We start from the raw sequence: 17507 nt of genomic DNA, 5'->3' as shown, positions 1-17507 counted from the left end.
CGCACCGGCGGGCGGTCAAGGTCACGAAAAGGTCACCGGGCGGACAGGACCACCACACTAATGGGGCATCGTGTGTGCCTCCGGCCGTTCCGCACAGGAGGCCCGCAGGAGAGACACGGCTCACGCGGGCTTGAACGGGTGGTGCTCCGGGGGATGCATCAGATGTGGTCGAAAACACTCCCAGCCCGTTACCGGCACATGGTGGCGCTTCCGCCGGGCGTCAAGGGAGACTGACCTCAGTTCGTCCCGGCGCAAGCCACGCGCCGCCGACGCCCAAGGAGGCACCCGTGCCGCATGTCCTGGTCCTCAACGCGTCGTACGAGCCGCTCGGCGTCGTACCGCTACGCCGCGCGCTCGTCCTCGTCCTGGAGAACAAGGCCGTCTCCCTCGAGGAATCCGGCGCCTATCTGCACAGCGCGACCGTCACACTTCCCGCTCCCAGCGTGGTCCGGCTCAAGCGGTTCGTGCGGGTTCCCTACCGGGGGCCCGTCCCGCTGACCCGGCGAGCGCTCTTCGCGCGCGACGGGGGCCGGTGCATGTACTGCGGTGGCATCGCAACCAGCGTCGACCACGTCATCCCGCGCAGCCGCGGGGGCAAGCACGTCTGGGACAACGTGGTGGCCTCCTGCCGCCGCTGCAACCACGTCAAGGCCGACCGCCACCTGGTCGAGCTGGGCTGGCGGCTGCGCCACAAGCCCGCCCCGCCCTCGGGCCTGGCCTGGCGCATCATCGGCACCGGGCACCGGGATCCGCGCTGGCTCCCCTACTTGCAGCCGTACGGCGCGGACGACGCGCTGGCCCGGATCGACGGCATCTCCGCGTAGACGGGCAGCGGGCCGCCGCGCGCCGGCGGGAACGCGGCGGGCCGGCGCCGTCCCGCCGTGTTCAGCCGCGGGGCCCCTCGGGGCGGGCGCCCCGCACGGCGTACCCGGCCGCGCCCAGCGCGAACGCCGTCAGCGCCGCCGCCCACGCGCCCGGCTGCGCACCCGGCTGCACCGGCCACGCCCACACCGTGGCCGCGCGGCCGTGGACGCCGTGGGCGCCCAGGTACACCGCGGTGACGTAGCCGAACGCGGGCAGCCAGCTCGCACGGGCGCCCAGCAGGACGGCCGCCGCCGCGGTGATCCCCGTACAGCCCAGGGTGTTGCGCAGCACCGCCGGCGGCCCGAAGGTCCCCGTGTGGCCGAGCACGGCCGGCACCAGCAGCAGTGCGGCCAGCCCGGTCAGCGCCGCCAGATGCGTCAGCCGGCGCGGCCACCACGGCCGTACGGCGGTGCGGTCCAGTTCGTCCGAGGCGCTGTACAGGCTCGTCCCGATCACCGCCGACGCCAGCAGCGGCGCCAGGGCGACGACCGGCACCCGGCGGTCGGGGTCGAGGTAGGCGTCCAGCCGGCCGGCCGCCCACACCGCGAACGCGGCCGTGGCGGCGAGCGCGGCCAAGGCCGGGGGCAACGCCCGGGAACGGACGTGGAGCAGAGGCCCGCGGAATGTCGTCACAGTGCGGGAATCCCCTTCGTACGGCAGGCCGCCCGGGCCGCGAAGTACGCCGACAGCCACGCGCGGCGCTCGTGCTCGTCCATCCCGGCCAGCCTGGCCCGCGCGGCGCGGGCCCCGCGCAGCCAGGCGTCGTGGGGCTCGGACCCGTCGAGGCGGTCCCGCACCGGGCTCGGCGCGAGATAGTGCTCCACCGCGTCGTCCGCCGTCTGCACCCGGCCGGACAGCTGCTCCTGCGGACAGTCGCCGCGCAGCGCCAGCGCGCCGGCCGCCTCCCACGCGTACTGCTCCGGATCGGTCAGCCGCCCCCGTACGGCCGACCGGCCGAGCGGCGTGACCGCCGGCAGCGCCACCTCGCCGGCGCGCGGGGCGCCTCCGCGGTCCGCCCAGCGCACCGGCAGGTTCCGCACGCCCGCCAGCTTGCCCGTGACCCCCGACAGGGCATCGCTGACCTGCGGCAGCATCCCGGCGTACCGGGCGTTCACACACACCGCCGGAGTGCGGGAGGTGTCGCACACCTGGCGCCGGGTCAGCGGATCGGGGTGCCACAGGCCGTCCCCGCTCTGCGCGAGCAGCGTGCCCGCGGCCAGCGCGGCCGCCAGCGGCAGCAGCGCCACCGCCCGGCGCCGGGCCGCGTATGCCAGCGCGGCGGCGCAGGCCAGGCCGCCCGTCCACACCGCCATCGCCCACGGCTGCCACCACACCGGCAGCTCCCCGACCCCGGCCAGGGCGGCGGGACTCAGCGCGCGGCCGGCCGCCGGGCCGTCGGCCGCCAGGACGCCCAGCCCCACGTACCCGGCCATCGCCAGCAGCGGAGCCGCCAGCCGCGTAGGCACGGCACGCCCCACCACGTGCCCGGCCAGCGCGCCCGCCGCGACGGCGGCCGCGTCCCCCGGCAGCAGCGCCAGGTGCGGCCGGTCACCCCGCGCATACGGCCAGGTGGCGAGGAGCGCCACGGCCACCGTGACCAGATAGCCGGCGACCGCCCAGAACGCGACGGGCAGCGCGGCGAGCAGCAGACGGGCCAGCGGCGTGCGTACGGTCGTCGTCCACAGCTCCTCGGTACGGTGCCGCCGCTCCCTGCCGCCCTGCCAGCAGCCCGCCGCCGCGGCCAGCGGAACCGTGATCAGCAGCGCGGTGTGCGCCTCGACGGCCGTCTCCGACCAGCCGCCCTGCCAGCGGTCCGCCGTCCCGGACAGCATCGCCCCGCACGTCAGCAGCACCGCGGCCCCGGCCCACGGCGCGAACCCGCGCACCCCCTCGGTCCGCAGCGGACGCGGCGCCCGCACGCGCGCCTCCCGGGCGATGACCGGCGTCCTCACACCGCCCCCCGGGCACCCGGCGTACGGTGCGCCCGCAGCGCCGCCGTGTACCCGCGCTCGATCGGGTGGTCGCCCGGCCCGCCGGACGCCTCACCGAGCAGGCTGAGCGCACGGGGCGTACCGCGGTAGGCGATCCGGCCCCCGTCCAGCAGGGTGACCCCCGTGCAGGCGGCGGCCACATCCTCCACCAGGTGAGTGGAGACCACCACGGTCGCCGTGGCCCCCAGCTCGCGCAGCAGCTCCCGGAACTCCACCCGCTGCTCCGGGTCAAGACCGGCGGTCGGTTCGTCCAGCAGGAGCAGCGCGGGGTCGTTCACGATGGCCTGCGCGATCCCGACCCGGCGGACCATGCCGCCCGACAGCGTCCGGATCCGTACGTCGGCACGGTGCCCGAGGCCCACCCGGGCCACGGCCCGCTCCACGGCCGCCGGCACCCGCGCGGCCGGCACCTCCTTCAGCCAGGCCATGTACGCCACGAACTCCCGCACGGTGAAGCCCGGGTAGTAGCCGAACTCCTGCGGCAGATAGCCGAGCCGGCGCCGCACCCCGGTCCGGCCGCGCCGGCCGGCGACGTCCTCACCGAGCAGCTCCACCCGCCCGGCGTCCGGCCGCGCCACCGTGGCCAGCACCCGGATCAGCGACGTCTTCCCCGCCCCGTTCGGCCCGAGCAGCCCGTGCACACCGGTGCCGAGCGTCAGGTCGAGCGAGTCGAGGGCCAGGGTCTTGCGGTGCCGGACCCGCAGGCCGGTCACACGTAGCGAACTCACAGTCTCTCCAGGATCAGGAACAAGACAGGAACAAGAGGGGAGGGCGTGCCGCGGTCCGGAACCGGGGGAGGGGCGCGCCGAGGGCCACGCGGTGGACTCAGGGGCGCAGCGGGCGGTCGTACACCGGGCGGCGCGCCAGCAGCAGGGCGGCGCTCAGCGCGGCCGCCGCCGCCCACCCGCTCTGCGCGGCGGCCCCGTCCAGGCAGCGGGACAGCTGCCCGGCCAGCCGCGCGGTGGCAGCACCGCTCGGCGCCGTGGCCGGCGCGGCCAGCACGGCGAGCAGCCAGCCGCCCCCGGTCACCCCGGCCGCCGTCCGGCACCCGGTGAACGAGGCCAGGGCCAGCGTGGCCAGGGCCAGCGCCAGCCCGGGCAGCAGCCAGGCCGCCGCGCCCGGGGCGCCCGAGGCGGGCAGCAGCAGCCCGGCCAGGGTCAGCAGCGGCAGGCTCACCGCGAGCACGGCGACCGTACGGGTCAGCGCCAGCCGCAGTCCGCCGCCCGGCGTGGCCGCGGCCACCTCGTGCAGCGGATCGGCGTGCGGCCCGTAGGACAGGGCCACCCCGGCGACCGGCACCAGGGGGGCGACGGCCAGCAGCAGCGCCCGCGCCCCCGGGTAGCCGGCCCCGTACGACAGGACCAGCGCACCCACGGCCACCGCCACCACGGCCGGCAGCCACGCCCCGCGCACGGCGGGCCCGGTGGCCCACAGCAGCCGCAGGAACCGCGACGGCACGGTCCCCCCGAAGGCCCGGCCGGCCCACGGCAGCCGCGGGAACCTGGACGGCCCGGACCGCCGGGGATCCTGGGCCGCCCCCTGCTCCTCCGCCACGTCCGCGCCCGGCCCGGCAGCCGCTACCCGCGTCCGCGCGGCCACGGCGGGCAGCCACGCCCCGCGCACGGCGGGCCCGTCGGCCCACAGCAGCCGCAGGAGCCGGGACGGCGCGAACCGCGTCGGCGCCGACCGCCCGGGCTTCCGGCGGGCGCGCGGTTCCGGCGCCGCGCCCCCCTGCCACGCCGGGTCCGCCGGCCCCGGCACCTCCGCCTGCCCCCGCACCGGCGCCCGCTGCGGAACTGCCGTGCGTGCGTGTGCTGGCTCCGGTACTGCCGCGCGTGCCTGTGCCTGTGCCCGTGCCGGTTCCGGCGCCCCTTCCCGTGCGTGCGCCGGTTCCGGTACTGCCGTGCGCGCCCGTGTCGGCTCCAGTACCGCCGCTCGAACCTGGGCCAGCACCGTCCCCGCCGCCGTACCGCGCACCGCGGCCGACACCCGGGACGCGCAGCCCGTGCAGGTCTCCACGTGCTTCTCCAGGGACCACGCGTCCGCTTCCGGGAGCGTGCCCTCGGCGTAGCGGGTCACCAGGTCGTCGCAGGCGTGCCAGGGCCGCCTGCCGGGGTGCGTCATGCCGTGCCTCCCACCGGGGACGGGTTCAACCGGTCGAGTGCGTCGCGCAGTTCCGCGCGGGCGCGCCGGGCCCGGGACTTGACCGTGCCCTCCGGGATACCGAGCAGCCGGGCCGCCTCACGGGTGCTCAGCCCGTCGACGACCGTCGCCCGCAGGACCTCGCGCAGCTCGGGGGAGATCCGGTCGAGCGCGGTGCCGACATCGCCGTACTCCAGTCCCGCCAGCACCCGGTCCTCGGCGGACGGCGCGGCGGCGGGCTCGTACCGGGCGGGGAGCCCGTGCTCCGGCGGCGGTCCCGCGACCCGCGCGGCCCGTTCCTGCGCCCGCCGCGCGTCGACCAGCCGGCGCGCGGCGATCGTCCACAGCCAGCCGCCGGCCTCCTGCCCGTGGTGCCCGGCCGCCGACCGCCACACCGTGACGAACGTGTCCTGGAGCACCTCACGCACCACCTCGGGATCGGCGCACCGCCGGGTCAGCCGCGCGTGCAGCCACCCGGCGTGCCGGTCGTACAGGGTGCCCATCGCCGCCGCGTCGCCCCGCGCGACCGCCCGCAGCAGGGCCGCGTCCCCGCCGCTCGCGTCGTCGTCCTCCCGCTGGCCCCCCATGGGGCGGAACAGTCTCACACCCCCTCTATCGGTCGACCGGCCGGAACCGGATCACCCCGGCACCGGCCGGGTGCCGCGCGTGGCGACGGCGTCACGGGGTAGGCCTGCCCGTAACCCGTCCACAGCCGTACCTCCGGCACACCGACAAGGAGGCCTCCGTGGCCGCACCGGCTCTCTCGATCCCGGCCCACATCCCGGCCCAGTGCAAACACGTGGCGGAGCCCTCCGCCGAGACAGACGCGGCGTGGCTGTCCGCCTCCAACTCCGAGACCGCGTACACGCAGACACCGCTGACCAGCGAGCCGCCGCTGCCCGACGCCGAACCCCTGACCAGCGAGCCCCCGTTCGCCGAGACCGTCCCGCCGACCAGCGAGTCCGACCCGGTCCCGGCCTCCTTCGTACCGGGGCTGTAGATGGCCGCGGCGCCCGACGAGCACCCCGCGCCCGACCTCGCCCGGCTCGCCGAGCTGCACGGGGTCGCCACCTCCTACCGCCCCGCCCCCGACCGCACCGTCCAGGTCCCCGCCTCCGCCGTCACCGCCGCGCTGGCCGCCCTCGGCGTCGACGCGGCCGGCCCGGACGCCGTACGCACCGCCCTCGCCGCGCGCCAACGCGAACTGCGCGAACGCCTGCTGCCCCCGACCGTGGTCCAGTGGGCCGGCGCCGAACCGCCCGCCGCCCTCACCGCCCTGCCCGCCGGCACCCGGCTGCGCGTCCTGACCGAGGACGGGGAGGAACGCGAGGACACCGCGGACCTGCCCCTGGGCGACCTGCCCCTGGGCGTGCACCACCTCACCGCCACCGCCCCCGACGGACGGACGGGGACGGCCCACCTCGTCACCGCCCCCGCCCGGCTGCCCGCCCCGCCCGGCCGCTCCCACGGCCTCCTCGTCCAGCTGTACTCCCTGCTGTCCAGCCGCTCCTGGGGCATGGGCGACCTCACCGACCTCGCCGAGCTGGCCGGCTGGGCCGGACGCACCACCGGCGCCGGCTTCGTCCAGGTCAACCCGCTGCACGCGGCCGTACCCGGCGCCCCCACCGACCCCTCCCCGTACCGCCCGTCCTCCCGCCGCTTCCCCGACCCCGTCCACCTGCGCGTCGAGGACGTGCCCGAGTTCGCCTACGTACGGGACCGCGACCGCCTGCACACCCTGCTGGAGCGGGCCGACCGGCTGCGCGCCGACGTCCTCGACAAGGGCGCCCTCATCGACCGGGACGCCGTGTGGGAACTGAAGCGGGAGGCACTGGAACTCGTCCTCCAGGTCCCCCTCGCCCCCGGCCGGCAGGCCGCCTACGACGCCTTCCGCGCCGCCCACGGCCAGGCCCTCGACGACCACGCCACCTGGTACGCCCTCACCGAGGTCCACGGCCCCGACTGGCAGCACTGGCCCGACGGCCTCCACGACCCCCGCTCCGCCGCCACCGCCCGCGCCCGCACCGCTCTCGCCGGCCGCGTCGACTTCCACACCCGCCTCGCCTGGCTCACCGACGGCCAGCTGCGCACCGCCCAGCGCACCGCCCGCGAGGCCGGCATGTCCGTCGGGATCGTGCACGACCTCGCCGTCGGCGTACACCCCTCCGGCGCCGACGCCTGGGCCCAGCAGGACGTCTTCGCCGCCGGCATGTCCGTCGGCGCGCCACCGGACGCCTTCAACGCCCGCGGCCAGGACTGGGGCCTGCCGCCCTGGCGCCCCGACCGGCTCGCCGCCTGCGGCCACGCCCCCTACCGCGACCTGCTGCGCGCCCTCTTCCGCTACGCCGGCGCCCTGCGCATCGACCACGTCATGGGCCTGTTCCGGCTGTGGTGGATCCCCCAGGGCAGCCCGCCCACCGAGGGCACCTACATCCACTACGACTCCGACGCCATGCTCGCGATCCTCGCGCTGGAGGCCACCCGCGCCGGGGCCGTCGTGATCGGCGAGGACCTGGGCACCGTGGAACCCGGCGTACGGGAGACGCTGGAGCGGCGCGGGGTCCTCGGCACCTCCGTGCTCTGGTTCGAACGGGACTGGGAGGGCGACGGCCGCCCCCTGCCCCCCGAACGCTGGCGCGCCGACTGCCTGGCCACCGCCACCACCCACGACCTGCCGCCCACCGCCGCCCGGCTCACCGGCGACCACGTCGACCTGCGCGACCGCCTCGGCCTGCTGACCCGCTCGGCGGCCGAGGAACGCGCGGAGGTCGCCGCCGACACCGCTGAGTGGCTCGCCCTGCTCGGCAGCCTCGGCCTGCTGGACACCCCGGCCGCCGGACCGCCCGGCTCCGACGAGGAGGAGGAGATCCGTGCCGTCCACCGCTTCCTGCTGCGCACCCCCGCCCGTCTGATCGGCGTCTGGCTTCCGGACGGCATCGGTGACCGCCGCCCGCAGAACCTGCCCGGCACCTGGTACGAATATCCGAACTGGCGCCTGCCCATCGCGGACTCCGAGGGCCGGCCGGTACCCCTGGAGGAACTGGTGGGCTCCCCGCGGCTGCGGGGACTGCTCGGCGTACTGCGCGGGCCCGGCCCCTCCGCTCAGTGAGGCGGAGCCGGCACACGGCCGCGGCGGAGCCGGCACACGGCCGCGGCGGAGTCCCGGGGACGGCGGTCCCCGGGGCTCTTCCGCGCGGATGCCCGGGCCACTAGCGGCACCCCGGACGCGCACACTCCACGGCCGTTCGCTAACTTGGCACCGTGGACAAGAACAACGCCCTGCGCGCCGGCGCCCTGGCCGCCGGTACGACGCTGATGATGCTGCTCATGTCGTCCCCCGCGTTCGCGCTGACCCGCGACGACGGTGACGACCCCGGCAAGGGCCTGAGCGTCATCGAGACGCTGGGCCTGTACGTCTTCGCCCCGCTGGTGCTGTTCGCGGTGATCGCCGGTCTGGTGATGCTGCTGGACAAGTCGCGGGCCAGGAAGGACACCACCTCGTCCAACATCGACGTCAAGCCCGACGCCCAGGCCCAGGCCAGGGCCTGAGCTTCGGACCGAGCCGAGGCCCGACCGGGCTCACCGGTCCTGTCGCCGGGGGCGCCCGTCCTCCCCGCCGGTACGCGCGCACGCCGTACCCGGGGGAGACCGGCGCCCCCGGCGTTTTCCGTCTCCGGCCGGGTCCGGTCAGGGATGCGGCGCGGTCAGGTACCGCTGCACCGTCGGCCCCAGCCACGCCACCAGCTCCTCACGGGTGAGTTCCCGGGCCGGCGGCAGCCGCAGCACATAACGCGTCAGGGCCAGCCCGAGCAGCTGCGCCGCGCACAGCGCGGCCCGCGCCGGGGCCTGCTCCGGATCGGGACACACCTGCCGCGCCACGGGCAGCAGCTGCTCCCGGAAGATGCCCTGCATCCGCTCGGCCCCGGCCTGGTTGGTGACACCGACCCGCAGGACGGCCCTCAGCTCCTCGTTGCCCTCCCACAGGCCGAGGAAGTGGCCCACCAGCGCACGGCCCACCTCCTCGCGCGGCACCCGCGCCAGGTCGGGCAGCCGCAGATCGAGCGTGACGGCGGCGGCGAACAGCCCCTCCTTGCTGCCGAAGTAGCGCATCACCATGGAGGGGTCGATCCGCGCGTCGGCGGCGACGGCCCGGATGGTGGCCCGCTCGTAGCCGTCGGCGGCGAAGCGTTCGCGGGCGGCGGCGAGGATGGCGGTACGGGTGGCGTCGGAGCGGCGGGGCCGGGGGGCCGACTGGTTCGGCTGGATGCTGGCCGTCATGGGGACGAGCGTAAGCCAACGGGTGTGGGCCAACAAGTGTTGACCGGCGCTTGGGGGGCGTTCTACGCTTGCCAACAAGCGTTGACCTAGGGACGTTGACCTACGCTACGCACGTTGACCCGCGGGTGTGGGCCAACGGGTGTTGACCCACCGGTGTTGGCAAACGAACGTTGGCAGCGCGATTCGGGCACCGAGCGTTGGCCAACAAGCGTTGGCACCCAGGAGGCCACCATGACCGGCACCACGGGAAAGACCACCACCGGCGAGAGCGTCACGGGAGCCGCCCCGGACACCCCGGACACCCCGGACATCCCGGACGGCACCGCCGCCCCCCGCGTCCTCGTCGTCGGCGCCGGCCCCACCGGTCTCCTGCTCGCCGGTGACCTCGCCACCGCCGGCATCCCGGTCACCGTTCTGGAGAAGCGCCCCCATCGGGTCAGCAACCTCTCGCGCGCCTTCGTCCTGCACGCCCGCACCCTCGAACAGCTCGACGCCCGCGGCCTGGCCGACGAGTTGGAGGCCCTCGGGCAGCCCCTCGACCGGCTCGGTCTCTTCGGCCGGCTCACCATCGACCTCACCGGCCTCCCTTCCCGTTTCAACCACCTCCTCGTCCTCCCGCAGTACGAGGTGGAGAAGGTGCTGGAGCGGCGCGCGGTCGAGGCGGGCGCCGACATCCGCTACGAGACGGAGCTGACCGGCCTCACGCAGGACGCGACCGGTGTGACGGTCCGGACCCGCGGACCGGAAGGACGCGCGGAAGGGCACGGGGAAGGACACACGGAAGGAGATGCGGACGAGCCCACGGACGGGCCTACGGACGGGGGCACGGACGGGCGCGCGGAGACCTTCCGGTCCGCGTACGTGGTCGGCGCCGACGGCATGCGCAGCGCCGTGCGGCAGGCGGTCGGGCTGCCCTTCCCGGGCAGGTCGGTGATCCGCTCCGTCGTCCTCGCGGACGTCAGGCTCACCGAGCGGCCCCCGACGGTGCTCACCGCCGGCGCCGAGGGTGACGCCTTCGCCTTCCTCGCGCCCTTCGGCGACGGCTATTACCGGGTGATCGGCTGGAACCGCGCCCGCGACGTCCCGGACGACGAGCCGCTGGACCTGGAGGAGGTCAGGGAGACCGTCCGCCTCGCGCTCGGCCGGGACTACGGCATGCACGACGCCCGCTGGATGTCGCGTTTCCACAGCGACGAGCGGCAGGCGCCGGCGTACCGGGCGGGGCGGGTCTTCCTCGCCGGGGACGCCGCGCACGTGCACACGCCCGCCGGCGGTCAGGGCCTGAACACCGGGCTCCAGGACGCGGCGAACCTGAGCTGGAAGCTGGCGGCGGTCGCGGGCGGCCACGCGGACCCCGCACTGCTCGACAGCTACCAGGCGGAACGGCACCCCGTCGGCAGGGCGGTGCTGCGCAGCAGCGGCGGGATCGTCCGCCTCGCCATGGCCAGGCGCCCCTGGACGCTGGCGGCCCGCGCGGCCCTCACCGCGTTCCTCGGCGCGGTCGGCCCGGTGCGGCGCAGGGTCGTCGGCCAGGTCACCGGCATCGGCTACCGCTACCCCGCGCCGCGCGGCGCCCACCCGCTCACCGGCGCCCGCGTCCCGGACGTCGCCCTCGCCGGCGGCGGCCGGCTCCACGAGGCGCTGCGCGGCGGCCGGTTCGTACTGATCACGCCGGAGCCGTACGAGGCGGGGCCCGGACGCGCGGACCGGCTGGCCGTGGCGCGGTGGGCGAGCGGCCGTCGTACGACCGTGCTGGTGCGCCCCGACGGATACGCGGCCTGGGCGGCCGACGCGGCCACCCCGGCGCAGACCGCGGCGGTCCTCGCCCGGCACCTCGGCCCCGCCGGCTGACACCGGGGGCACCTCGGCCCCGCCGGCTGACACCGGGGGCACCTCGGCCCCGTCGGCTGACGCCGGACGGCGGCTATTCGGACGTCGCGTCGAGCAGGGCGCGCAGCAGGCCGGCCAGGTGGTCGGCCTGTTCGGTGCTCAGCGCGGACAGGGCGGCGTTCTCCTCCGCCAGTCCTGCGGCGACCGCCTCGTCGATCAGCCGCAGCCCCTCCTCGGTGAGGGTCACCTGGAGGCCGCGCCGGTCGTGCGGGTCGGGGGAGCGGCGCAGCAGGCCGGCCCGTTCCAGTTTGTCGAGGCGGCCGGTCATCCCGCCGGTGGTCAGCATGAGGGCGGCCGAGAGCTCGCGGGGCGAGAGGGTGTAGGGCTCGCCGGAGCGGCGCAGGGTGGCGAGGACGTCGAACTCGCCGCGGGAGATGCCGTACGGCTTGTACGCCCGCTCCATGCGGTCGCCCATCGCGCGCGAGAGCCGGAAGATCCGGCCGAACACCTCCATCGCCCGGGTGTCGAGGTCGGGCCGCACCCGCGCCCACTGCTCGGTGATCACGTCGACGGAGTCCGCCGGCTGTTGCTGCTGCATGGGCGAAGTATCGGCCCGCTGCCACTCGTCCGCAAGAAACTGGCCCGCAAGAAACTGGACCACAAGCAAGCCGCTTGACACTAAGTAGCTTACGGCTAAGCTAATCACTGCTGATCCAACCGGATCCGTCACCGCCTCACCGGAAGGGGCCCTCCCATGGCCACCCGCCGCCCGGGCAGCAGCGCCGTCATCGCCGTCACCGCACTCGCGCCCGTCTCCTGGGGCACGACCTACGCGGTCACCACCGAGTTCCTGCCGCCGGACCGCCCCCTGTTCACGGCGCTGATGCGGGCCCTGCCCGCGGGCCTGCTGCTGCTCGCCCTCACCCGGGTGCTGCCGCGTGGCAGCTGGTGGGTCAAGGCGGCCGTGCTCGGGGCGCTGAACATCGGCGCCTTCTTCCCGCTGCTGTTCGTGGCGGCGTACCGGCTGCCCGGCGGGACGGCCGCGGTCGTCGGCTCCGCCGGACCGCTGTTCGTCGTCGGGCTCTCGGCGCTGCTGCTCGGGCAGCGGCCGACCCTGCGCACACTGCTCACCGGGCTGGTGGCCGCGTTCGGCGTCAGCCTCGTCGTACTGCGGGGGGCCGGGGCGCTCGACCTCACCGGCGTCCTCGCGGCCGTCGCCTCCACGGGCTCCATGGCCGCCGGAACGGTCCTGACCAAGCGCTGGGGCCGCCCCGACGGCGTCGGCCCGCTGGCGCTCACCGGCTGGCAGCTCACCGCCGGCGGCCTGCTCATCATGCCGCTCGCGCTCCTGGTCGAGGGCGCCCCGCCCGCCCTCGACGCCCCGGCCGTCGGCGGCTACCTCTACCTCGCCCTGGCCAACACGGCCGTCGCCTACTGGCTCTGGTTCCGCGGCATCGGCCAGCTCACCGCCACCCAGGCCGGCTTCCTCGGCCCGCTGTCCCCGCTGACCGCGGCGGTCGTCGGCTGGGCGGCCCTCGGCCAGGCGCTGACGCCGGTGCAGATCGCGGGCATGGCCCTGGCGACCGGAGCGACCCTGGCCGGACAGTTCACGGGCGACCGACGCCCCCGCCCGTCCGCTCCCGCAGAGAACAGCGCTCCCGCAGAGAACACTGCTCTCACCGAGAACACCGCTCTCACCGAGAACACCGCTCCCGCCGGGAACACCGTTCCCGCCGAGCGCAAGGGCCACGCGACCACGACAGCCCTGCCGGTCCCGGCCCCACGAGGCTGAGGACAACGAGAAGCCCCGGCCGGGCGGTGGGCCGGGGCTTCTCCGATGAGGAAGCGCGAGGGTGCCCGGTGTGAACACCGGGCGCCCTCGGGGTGTTAGCCGGCCGCCGTCGCGTCGGCCGCCTGGGCTCGCAGGGCGCGTTCGACGCCCGAGCGGGCCTCCGAGACGAGGCGGCGCAGGGCCGCGTTCGGCTCGGCCTCGGCCAGCCAGGTGTCCGTGCGGGCCAGGGTCTCCTCGGAGACCTGGACCGACGGGTACAGGCCGATCGCGATCTGCTGGGCGATCTCGTGCGAACGGGAGTCCCAGGCGTCCTTGACGACCTCGAAGTACGTCTCCGCGTACGGCGCGAGCAGCTCACGCTGGTCGGTCTGGACGAAGCCGCCGATCACGGCCTCCTGCACGGCGTTCGGCAGCTTGTCGGAGTCGATGACCGACGCCCACGCCTCCGCCTTGGCCTCGGCGGTGGGCCGGGCGGCGCGGGCGGTGGCCGCGTGGCGCTCACCGGCCGCCGTCCTGTCCCGCTCGTACTCGGCCGCGATCTCCGCCTCGTCGTACCGGCCGACGGCCGCGAGCCGCTGGACGAACGCCCAGCGCAGCTCGGTGTCCACGGCCAGGCCCTCCACCGTCTGCGTGCCGTCCAGCAGTGCCTCCAGCAGGTCCAGCTGCTCCGGGGTGCGCGCGGTCGCCGCGAACGCCCGCGCCCAGGCCAGCTGGTGGTCGCTGCCCGGCTCGGCCGCGCGCAGGTGCGCCAGCGTGGCGTCGGTCCAGCGGGTCAGCAGGGCCTCGCGGGCGGCCGGGGCGGCGTACAGGTCGATGGCCAGCTTGACCTGGCGGTGCAGCGACTGCACCACGCCGATGTCGGACTCCTTGCCGATGCCGGACAGCACCAGGGCCAGGTAGTCACGGGCGGCCAGCTCGGCGTCCCGCGTCATGTCCCAGGCCGACGCCCAGCACAGGGCGCGCGGCAGGGACTCCGCGAAGTCGCCGAGGTGCTCGGTGACCGTCCGCAGCGACTCCTCGTCCAGGCGGACCTTGGCGTAGGACAGGTCGTCGTCGTTGAGCAGGACGACCGCCGGACGCGGCCTGCCCGCCAGCTGCGGTACGTCGGTCAGCTCCCCGTCGACGTCCAGCTCGATCCGCTCGGTGCGCACGAGCTTGCCGGAGCCGTCGAGGTCGTACAGGCCGACCGCGATGCGGTGCGGGCGCAGGGTGGGCTCGCCCTTGGCGCCGGCCGGGAGCGCGGGGGCCTCCTGGCGGACGGCGAAGGAGGTGACGGTGCCGTCGGCGCCGGTGGTGATCTCGGGCCGCAGGATGTTGATGCCGGCCGTCTCCAGCCACTTCTTCGACCAGGTCCTCAGGTCGCGGCCCGAGGTCTCCTCCAGGGCGCCCAGCAGGTCGGACAGGCGGGTGTTGCCGAAGGCGTGCCGCTTGAAGTACGCCTGCACGCCCTTGAAGAACTCGTCCTCGCCGACGTACGCGACGAGCTGCTTGAGCACGCTCGCACCCTTGGCGTACGTGATGCCGTCGAAGTTGACGAGGACGTCGTCCAGGTCGCGGATGTCCGCCATGATCGGGTGCGTGGACGGCAGCTGGTCCTGCCGGTACGCCCAGGTCTTCATCGAGTTGGCGAACGTGGTCCACGAGTGCGGCCACCGGGAGCCCGGCGCGGCGGCCTGGCAGGCGATGGAGGTGTAGGTGGCGAACGACTCGTTCAGCCACAGGTCGTTCCACCACTCCATGGTGACCAGGTCGCCGAACCACATGTGGGCCAGCTCGTGCAGGATCGTCTCCGCGCGTACCTCGTACGCCGCGTCGGTCACCTTGGAGCGGAAGACGTACTGGTCGCGGATGGTCACCGCGCCGGCGTTCTCCATGGCGCCCGCGTTGAACTCGGGCACGAACAGCTGGTCGTACTTCGCGAACGGGTACGCGTAGTCGAACTTCTCCTGGAACCAGTCGAAGCCCTGCCGGGTGACCTCGAAGATGGCGTCCGCGTCGAGGAACTCGGCGAGCGAGGGCCGGCAGTAGATGCCGAGCGGCACGCTGCGGCCGTCCTTCTCGTACACGCTGTGCACGGAGTGGTACGGGCCGGCGATCAGCGCGGTGATGTACGTCGAGATCCGCGGGGTCGGCTCGAAGACCCAGACGTGGTCCGCCGGTTCGGGCGTCGGCGAGTTGGAGATGACGGTCCAGCCGTCGGGCGCCTTCACGGTGAACTGGAAGGTGGCCTTCAGATCCGGCTGCTCGAACGAGGCGAAGACCCGGCGGGCGTCCGGCACCTCGAACTGGGTGTAGAGGTAGGCCTGGTCGTCCACGGGGTCGACGAAGCGGTGCAGACCCTCGCCGGTGTTGGTGTAGGCGCAGTCCGCGACCACCCGCAGGACGTTGCGCCCCTCCAGCAGCCCCGGCAGCGCGATCCGCGAGTCGCCGAACACCTCGGCGGGGTCCAGGTGGTCGCCGTTGAGGACCACCTCGTGGACGGCCGGGGCCACCAGGTCGATGAACGACCCGGCGCCGCCGCGGGCCACGTCGAAGCGCACCGTGGTCACGGACCGGTAGGTACCGCCCTCCTGCGCGCCGGAGAGGTCGAGATCGATCTCGTACGAGTCAACGGTGAGCAGCTCGGCCCGCTGCTGCGCCTCTTCGCGAGTCAGGTTTGTGCCAGGCACGCGGTCATCTCCTCGTTATGGGTAGGTCGCGCCATCCTTCCATGGGATCCACACACGACGCGATGTCCCCGCCCCGCCGGCCGGCGGGGCGGGGACGGGCGGCTCCGGGCGACCCCGGGCCGTGGCACGCCGGAGCCGGACGGGTACGGGGACCCGCCCGGCTCACGGCCCGCGTTCAGCTCAGCACGATCACCACGACACCGCCGCCGCCGAAACCACTGGGGAAGAAGTTCCCGTTCTCGCCGCGGTTGCCGAAGTTGTCGCAGTTGTCGTACCAGCCGTTGTTGCGATCGAAGCAGCCACGGTTGGTGGGCACGTGGGCCGGGGTGGCTGCCGAGGCCGTGCCCGCCGCGCCGATCGCGGCGCCGCCGGCCAGGAGAACGGCGACCGCGGATCCCGCGAACAGTCGCCTCGCGCGTAGTGGTTTCATGGGCCTGCCTTCCTTCCACGCCCTCGTGGGGTGCTGCCGGTACGGGGGCGATCGCCGCGGCCGCGGTGGATGCGCGCGCCGCGGTCGTAGGTGTTGCCGCGGGGGACGGGAAGCACGGCCTGCGCCGCTTGGGCGGCCCGCCCCGGTGGACAGGGCACTCGCCGACGGTGGGCGCAGCCCCGGTCGCGGCCCTTTTCCCTCACGCTAGCCGCCCACCGGGGACTCAGCATCTCGGGCGGCGACGGCCCCGGGCGCGAGACGGACATACGAGAAGGGGCGGCCGTTCCCGGCCGCCCCTTTTCCGCAGTGATCCGCGCGGTCGCGGACGCGGGTCACCGGCCCGACAGCTCCGCCGCCACCAGCTCCGCGATCTGCACCGCGTTCAGCGCGGCACCCTTGCGCAGGTTGTCGTTGGAGATGAACAGGGCGAGGCCGTTGTCCACCGTCTCGTCGCGGCGGATACGGCCGACGTACGACGGGTCCTGGCCGGCCGCCTGGAGCGGGGTCGGGATGTCGGAGAGGGCGACACCCGGCGCCTTCGCGAGCAGCTCGGTGGCGCGCTCGGGGCTGACCGGGCGGGCGAAACGGGCGTTGACCTGGAGGGAGTGACCGGAGAAGACCGGGACGCGCACACAGGTGCCGGAGACCTTCAGCGCGGGGATCTCCAGGATCTTGCGGGACTCGTTGCGCAGCTTCTGCTCCTCGTCGGTCTCGTGTCGACCGTCGTCCACGATGCTGCCCGCGAGGGGGAGCACGTTGAAGGCGATGGTGCGCTTGTAGACCTGCGGCTCGGGGAAGTCGAGCGCCGCGCCGTCGTGGGTGAGCTTGTCGGCCTCGGCGGCCACCTTCTGCACCTGGCCGTGCAGCTCCGCCACGCCCGCGAGACCCGAGCCGGACACCGCCTGGTAGGTGGCGACGACCAGCGCCTCCAGACCGGCCTCCTCGTGCAGCACCTTCAGCGCCGGCATCGCGGCCATGGTGGTGCAGTTCGGGTTGGCGATGATGCCCTTGGGGCGGTCGGCGATCGCGTGCGGGTTCACCTCGGACACCACCAGCGGGACCTCGGGGTCCATGCGCCAGGCGGAGGAGTTGTCGATCACGACGGCGCCCTGCGAGGCGACCTTCCCGGCCAGCGCCCGGGAGGTCGCGCCGCCCGCGGAGAAGAGCACGATGTCCAGGCCGGTGTAGTCGGCGCTCGCCGCGTCCTCCACCGTCACGCCGTCCAGCACGGTCCCCGCCGAACGGGCCGAGGCGAACAGCCGCAGCTCCGTCACCGGGAAGTCGCGCTCCGTGAGGATCCTGCGCATGACCGTGCCGACCTGACCGGTGGCTCCGACGATTCCGACCCTCACAGCGACTCCCTCTATGTGTCTCGTGCCCGACCGGGGCTTTTCCATCATGCGGCGAACCCCGGCCCACCTGTCCAATCCTTTGCCGCGCGTGCCCGAGGAGTGGGACACGGTTCACCGGCACACAGTTCCGTACATCCACCCGGCAACCCCGCTGAGCTG

Annotated in this window: 16 protein-coding genes; 6 read left to right on the top strand and 10 right to left on the bottom strand. The window is 75.0% G+C overall.

Features of this window, described 5'->3' with window-relative positions; translation table 11 throughout:
• Nucleotides 1–287 precede the first annotated feature (287 nt).
• Nucleotides 288–824: an HNH endonuclease gene (locus tag ABZ117_RS01700; protein WP_356816364.1), complete on the top strand. Its 537-nt coding sequence runs from the start codon at nucleotides 288–290 to the stop codon at nucleotides 822–824.
• A gap of 61 nt (nucleotides 825–885) precedes the next feature.
• On the opposite strand, the gene ABZ117_RS01695 is transcribed toward ABZ117_RS01700, so the two are convergent.
• The 5 genes from ABZ117_RS01695 to ABZ117_RS01675 form a co-directional block, all read right to left on the bottom strand.
• On the bottom strand, nucleotides 886–1440 hold the full coding sequence (locus ABZ117_RS01695; protein ID WP_356816363.1) for a hypothetical protein: 555 nt from the start codon (nucleotides 1438–1440) through the stop codon (nucleotides 886–888).
• 53 nt (nucleotides 1441–1493) lie between these two features.
• A complete protein-coding gene (locus ABZ117_RS01690) occupies nucleotides 1494–2783 on the bottom strand; it encodes a hypothetical protein (protein WP_356816362.1) in 1290 nt (429 codons plus the stop codon).
• Between the two features lie 29 nt (nucleotides 2784–2812).
• On the bottom strand, nucleotides 2813–3583 hold the full coding sequence (locus tag ABZ117_RS01685; RefSeq protein ID WP_356816361.1) for an ABC transporter ATP-binding protein: 771 nt from the start codon (nucleotides 3581–3583) through the stop codon (nucleotides 2813–2815).
• A gap of 97 nt (nucleotides 3584–3680) precedes the next feature.
• Nucleotides 3681–4979 carry a zf-HC2 domain-containing protein gene (locus tag ABZ117_RS01680; RefSeq protein ID WP_356816360.1) on the bottom strand — a complete coding sequence of 433 codons (1299 nt, stop codon included), beginning with the start codon at nucleotides 4977–4979 and terminating at the stop codon, nucleotides 3681–3683.
• Complete coding sequence (locus ABZ117_RS01675) at nucleotides 4976–5584, bottom strand: RNA polymerase sigma factor (protein ID WP_356816359.1); 609 nt, start codon at nucleotides 5582–5584, stop codon at nucleotides 4976–4978. Before ABZ117_RS01675 ends, ABZ117_RS01680 begins: the two co-directional genes overlap by 4 nt.
• Before the next feature lie 158 nt (nucleotides 5585–5742).
• On the opposite strand from ABZ117_RS01675, the gene ABZ117_RS01670 reads away from it, so the two are divergent.
• The 3 genes from ABZ117_RS01670 (at nucleotide 5743) to ABZ117_RS01660 (ending at nucleotide 8546) form a co-directional block, all read left to right on the top strand.
• The gene (locus ABZ117_RS01670) at nucleotides 5743–5997 is read left to right on the top strand and encodes a hypothetical protein (protein ID WP_356816358.1); all 255 of its coding nucleotides are present in this window, start codon (nucleotides 5743–5745) and stop codon (nucleotides 5995–5997) included.
• Nucleotides 5998–8106 carry a 4-alpha-glucanotransferase gene (malQ, locus tag ABZ117_RS01665; protein ID WP_356816357.1) on the top strand — a complete coding sequence of 703 codons (2109 nt, stop codon included), beginning with the start codon at nucleotides 5998–6000 and terminating at the stop codon, nucleotides 8104–8106. It begins immediately after the preceding gene.
• A gap of 152 nt (nucleotides 8107–8258) precedes the next feature.
• On the top strand, nucleotides 8259–8546 hold the full coding sequence (locus tag ABZ117_RS01660; protein WP_356816356.1) for a hypothetical protein: 288 nt from the start codon (nucleotides 8259–8261) through the stop codon (nucleotides 8544–8546).
• 138 nt (nucleotides 8547–8684) lie between these two features.
• Here ABZ117_RS01660 and ABZ117_RS01655 read toward each other — a convergent pair whose 3' ends face one another.
• The gene (locus tag ABZ117_RS01655) at nucleotides 8685–9275 is read right to left on the bottom strand and encodes a TetR family transcriptional regulator (RefSeq protein WP_356816355.1); all 591 of its coding nucleotides are present in this window, start codon (nucleotides 9273–9275) and stop codon (nucleotides 8685–8687) included.
• A gap of 231 nt (nucleotides 9276–9506) precedes the next feature.
• On the opposite strand from ABZ117_RS01655, the gene ABZ117_RS01650 reads away from it, so the two are divergent.
• Nucleotides 9507–11126, top strand: a complete 1620-nt coding sequence (locus ABZ117_RS01650; protein ID WP_356816354.1) for an FAD-dependent monooxygenase — start codon at nucleotides 9507–9509, stop codon at nucleotides 11124–11126.
• A gap of 73 nt (nucleotides 11127–11199) precedes the next feature.
• Here the strand turns inward: ABZ117_RS01650 and ABZ117_RS01645 are convergent, their stop codons facing one another.
• On the bottom strand, nucleotides 11200–11703 hold the full coding sequence (locus ABZ117_RS01645) for a MarR family transcriptional regulator (protein WP_356816353.1): 504 nt from the start codon (nucleotides 11701–11703) through the stop codon (nucleotides 11200–11202).
• Nucleotides 11704–11859: 156 nt separating this feature from the next.
• Between ABZ117_RS01645 and ABZ117_RS01640 the strand changes: the two genes are divergently transcribed.
• Complete coding sequence (locus ABZ117_RS01640) at nucleotides 11860–12897, top strand: EamA family transporter (RefSeq protein WP_356816352.1); 1038 nt, start codon at nucleotides 11860–11862, stop codon at nucleotides 12895–12897.
• A gap of 95 nt (nucleotides 12898–12992) precedes the next feature.
• Here the strand turns inward: ABZ117_RS01640 and pepN are convergent, their stop codons facing one another.
• From pepN to ABZ117_RS01625, 3 genes are all read right to left on the bottom strand, one after another.
• Entirely contained in the window at nucleotides 12993–15566 is a 2574-nt protein-coding gene (gene pepN / locus ABZ117_RS01635) for an aminopeptidase N (protein ID WP_356816351.1), read from the bottom strand.
• 175 nt (nucleotides 15567–15741) lie between these two features.
• Entirely contained in the window at nucleotides 15742–15996 is a 255-nt protein-coding gene (locus ABZ117_RS01630; protein WP_356816350.1) for a hypothetical protein, read from the bottom strand.
• A 332-nt stretch (nucleotides 15997–16328) separates the two neighbouring features.
• A complete protein-coding gene (locus ABZ117_RS01625; RefSeq protein WP_356816349.1) occupies nucleotides 16329–17348 on the bottom strand; it encodes an aspartate-semialdehyde dehydrogenase in 1020 nt (339 codons plus the stop codon).
• Nucleotides 17349–17507 lie beyond the last annotated feature (159 nt).

It is taken from the genome of Streptomyces sp. NPDC006309 (genome assembly GCF_040613095.1).
In the GTDB taxonomy this organism is placed as follows: Bacteria; Actinomycetota; Actinomycetes; order Streptomycetales; family Streptomycetaceae; genus Streptomyces.
The sequence above is the reverse complement of the archived record's forward strand: the minus strand, read 5'-3'. Positions and strand labels throughout refer to the sequence as shown.

What these genes read in the sequence shown, in the direction of transcription:
- malQ (WP_356816357.1), top strand. Translation starts at nt 5,998, where the DNA reads ATGGCCGCGGCGCCCGACGAGCACCCCGCGCCCGACCTCGCCCGGCTC.
- ABZ117_RS01680 (WP_356816360.1), bottom strand. Translation starts at nt 4,979, where the DNA reads ATGACGCACCCCGGCAGGCGGCCCTGGCACGCCTGCGACGACCTGGTG.
- ABZ117_RS01675 (WP_356816359.1), bottom strand. Translation starts at nt 5,584, where the DNA reads ATGGGGGGCCAGCGGGAGGACGACGACGCGAGCGGCGGGGACGCGGCC.
- ABZ117_RS01655 (WP_356816355.1), bottom strand. Translation starts at nt 9,275, where the DNA reads ATGACGGCCAGCATCCAGCCGAACCAGTCGGCCCCCCGGCCCCGCCGC.
- ABZ117_RS01645 (WP_356816353.1), bottom strand. Translation starts at nt 11,703, where the DNA reads ATGCAGCAGCAACAGCCGGCGGACTCCGTCGACGTGATCACCGAGCAG.
- ABZ117_RS01640 (WP_356816352.1), top strand. Translation starts at nt 11,860, where the DNA reads ATGGCCACCCGCCGCCCGGGCAGCAGCGCCGTCATCGCCGTCACCGCA.
- ABZ117_RS01650 (WP_356816354.1), top strand. Translation starts at nt 9,507, where the DNA reads ATGACCGGCACCACGGGAAAGACCACCACCGGCGAGAGCGTCACGGGA.
- ABZ117_RS01630 (WP_356816350.1), bottom strand. Translation starts at nt 15,996, where the DNA reads ATGAAACCACTACGCGCGAGGCGACTGTTCGCGGGATCCGCGGTCGCC.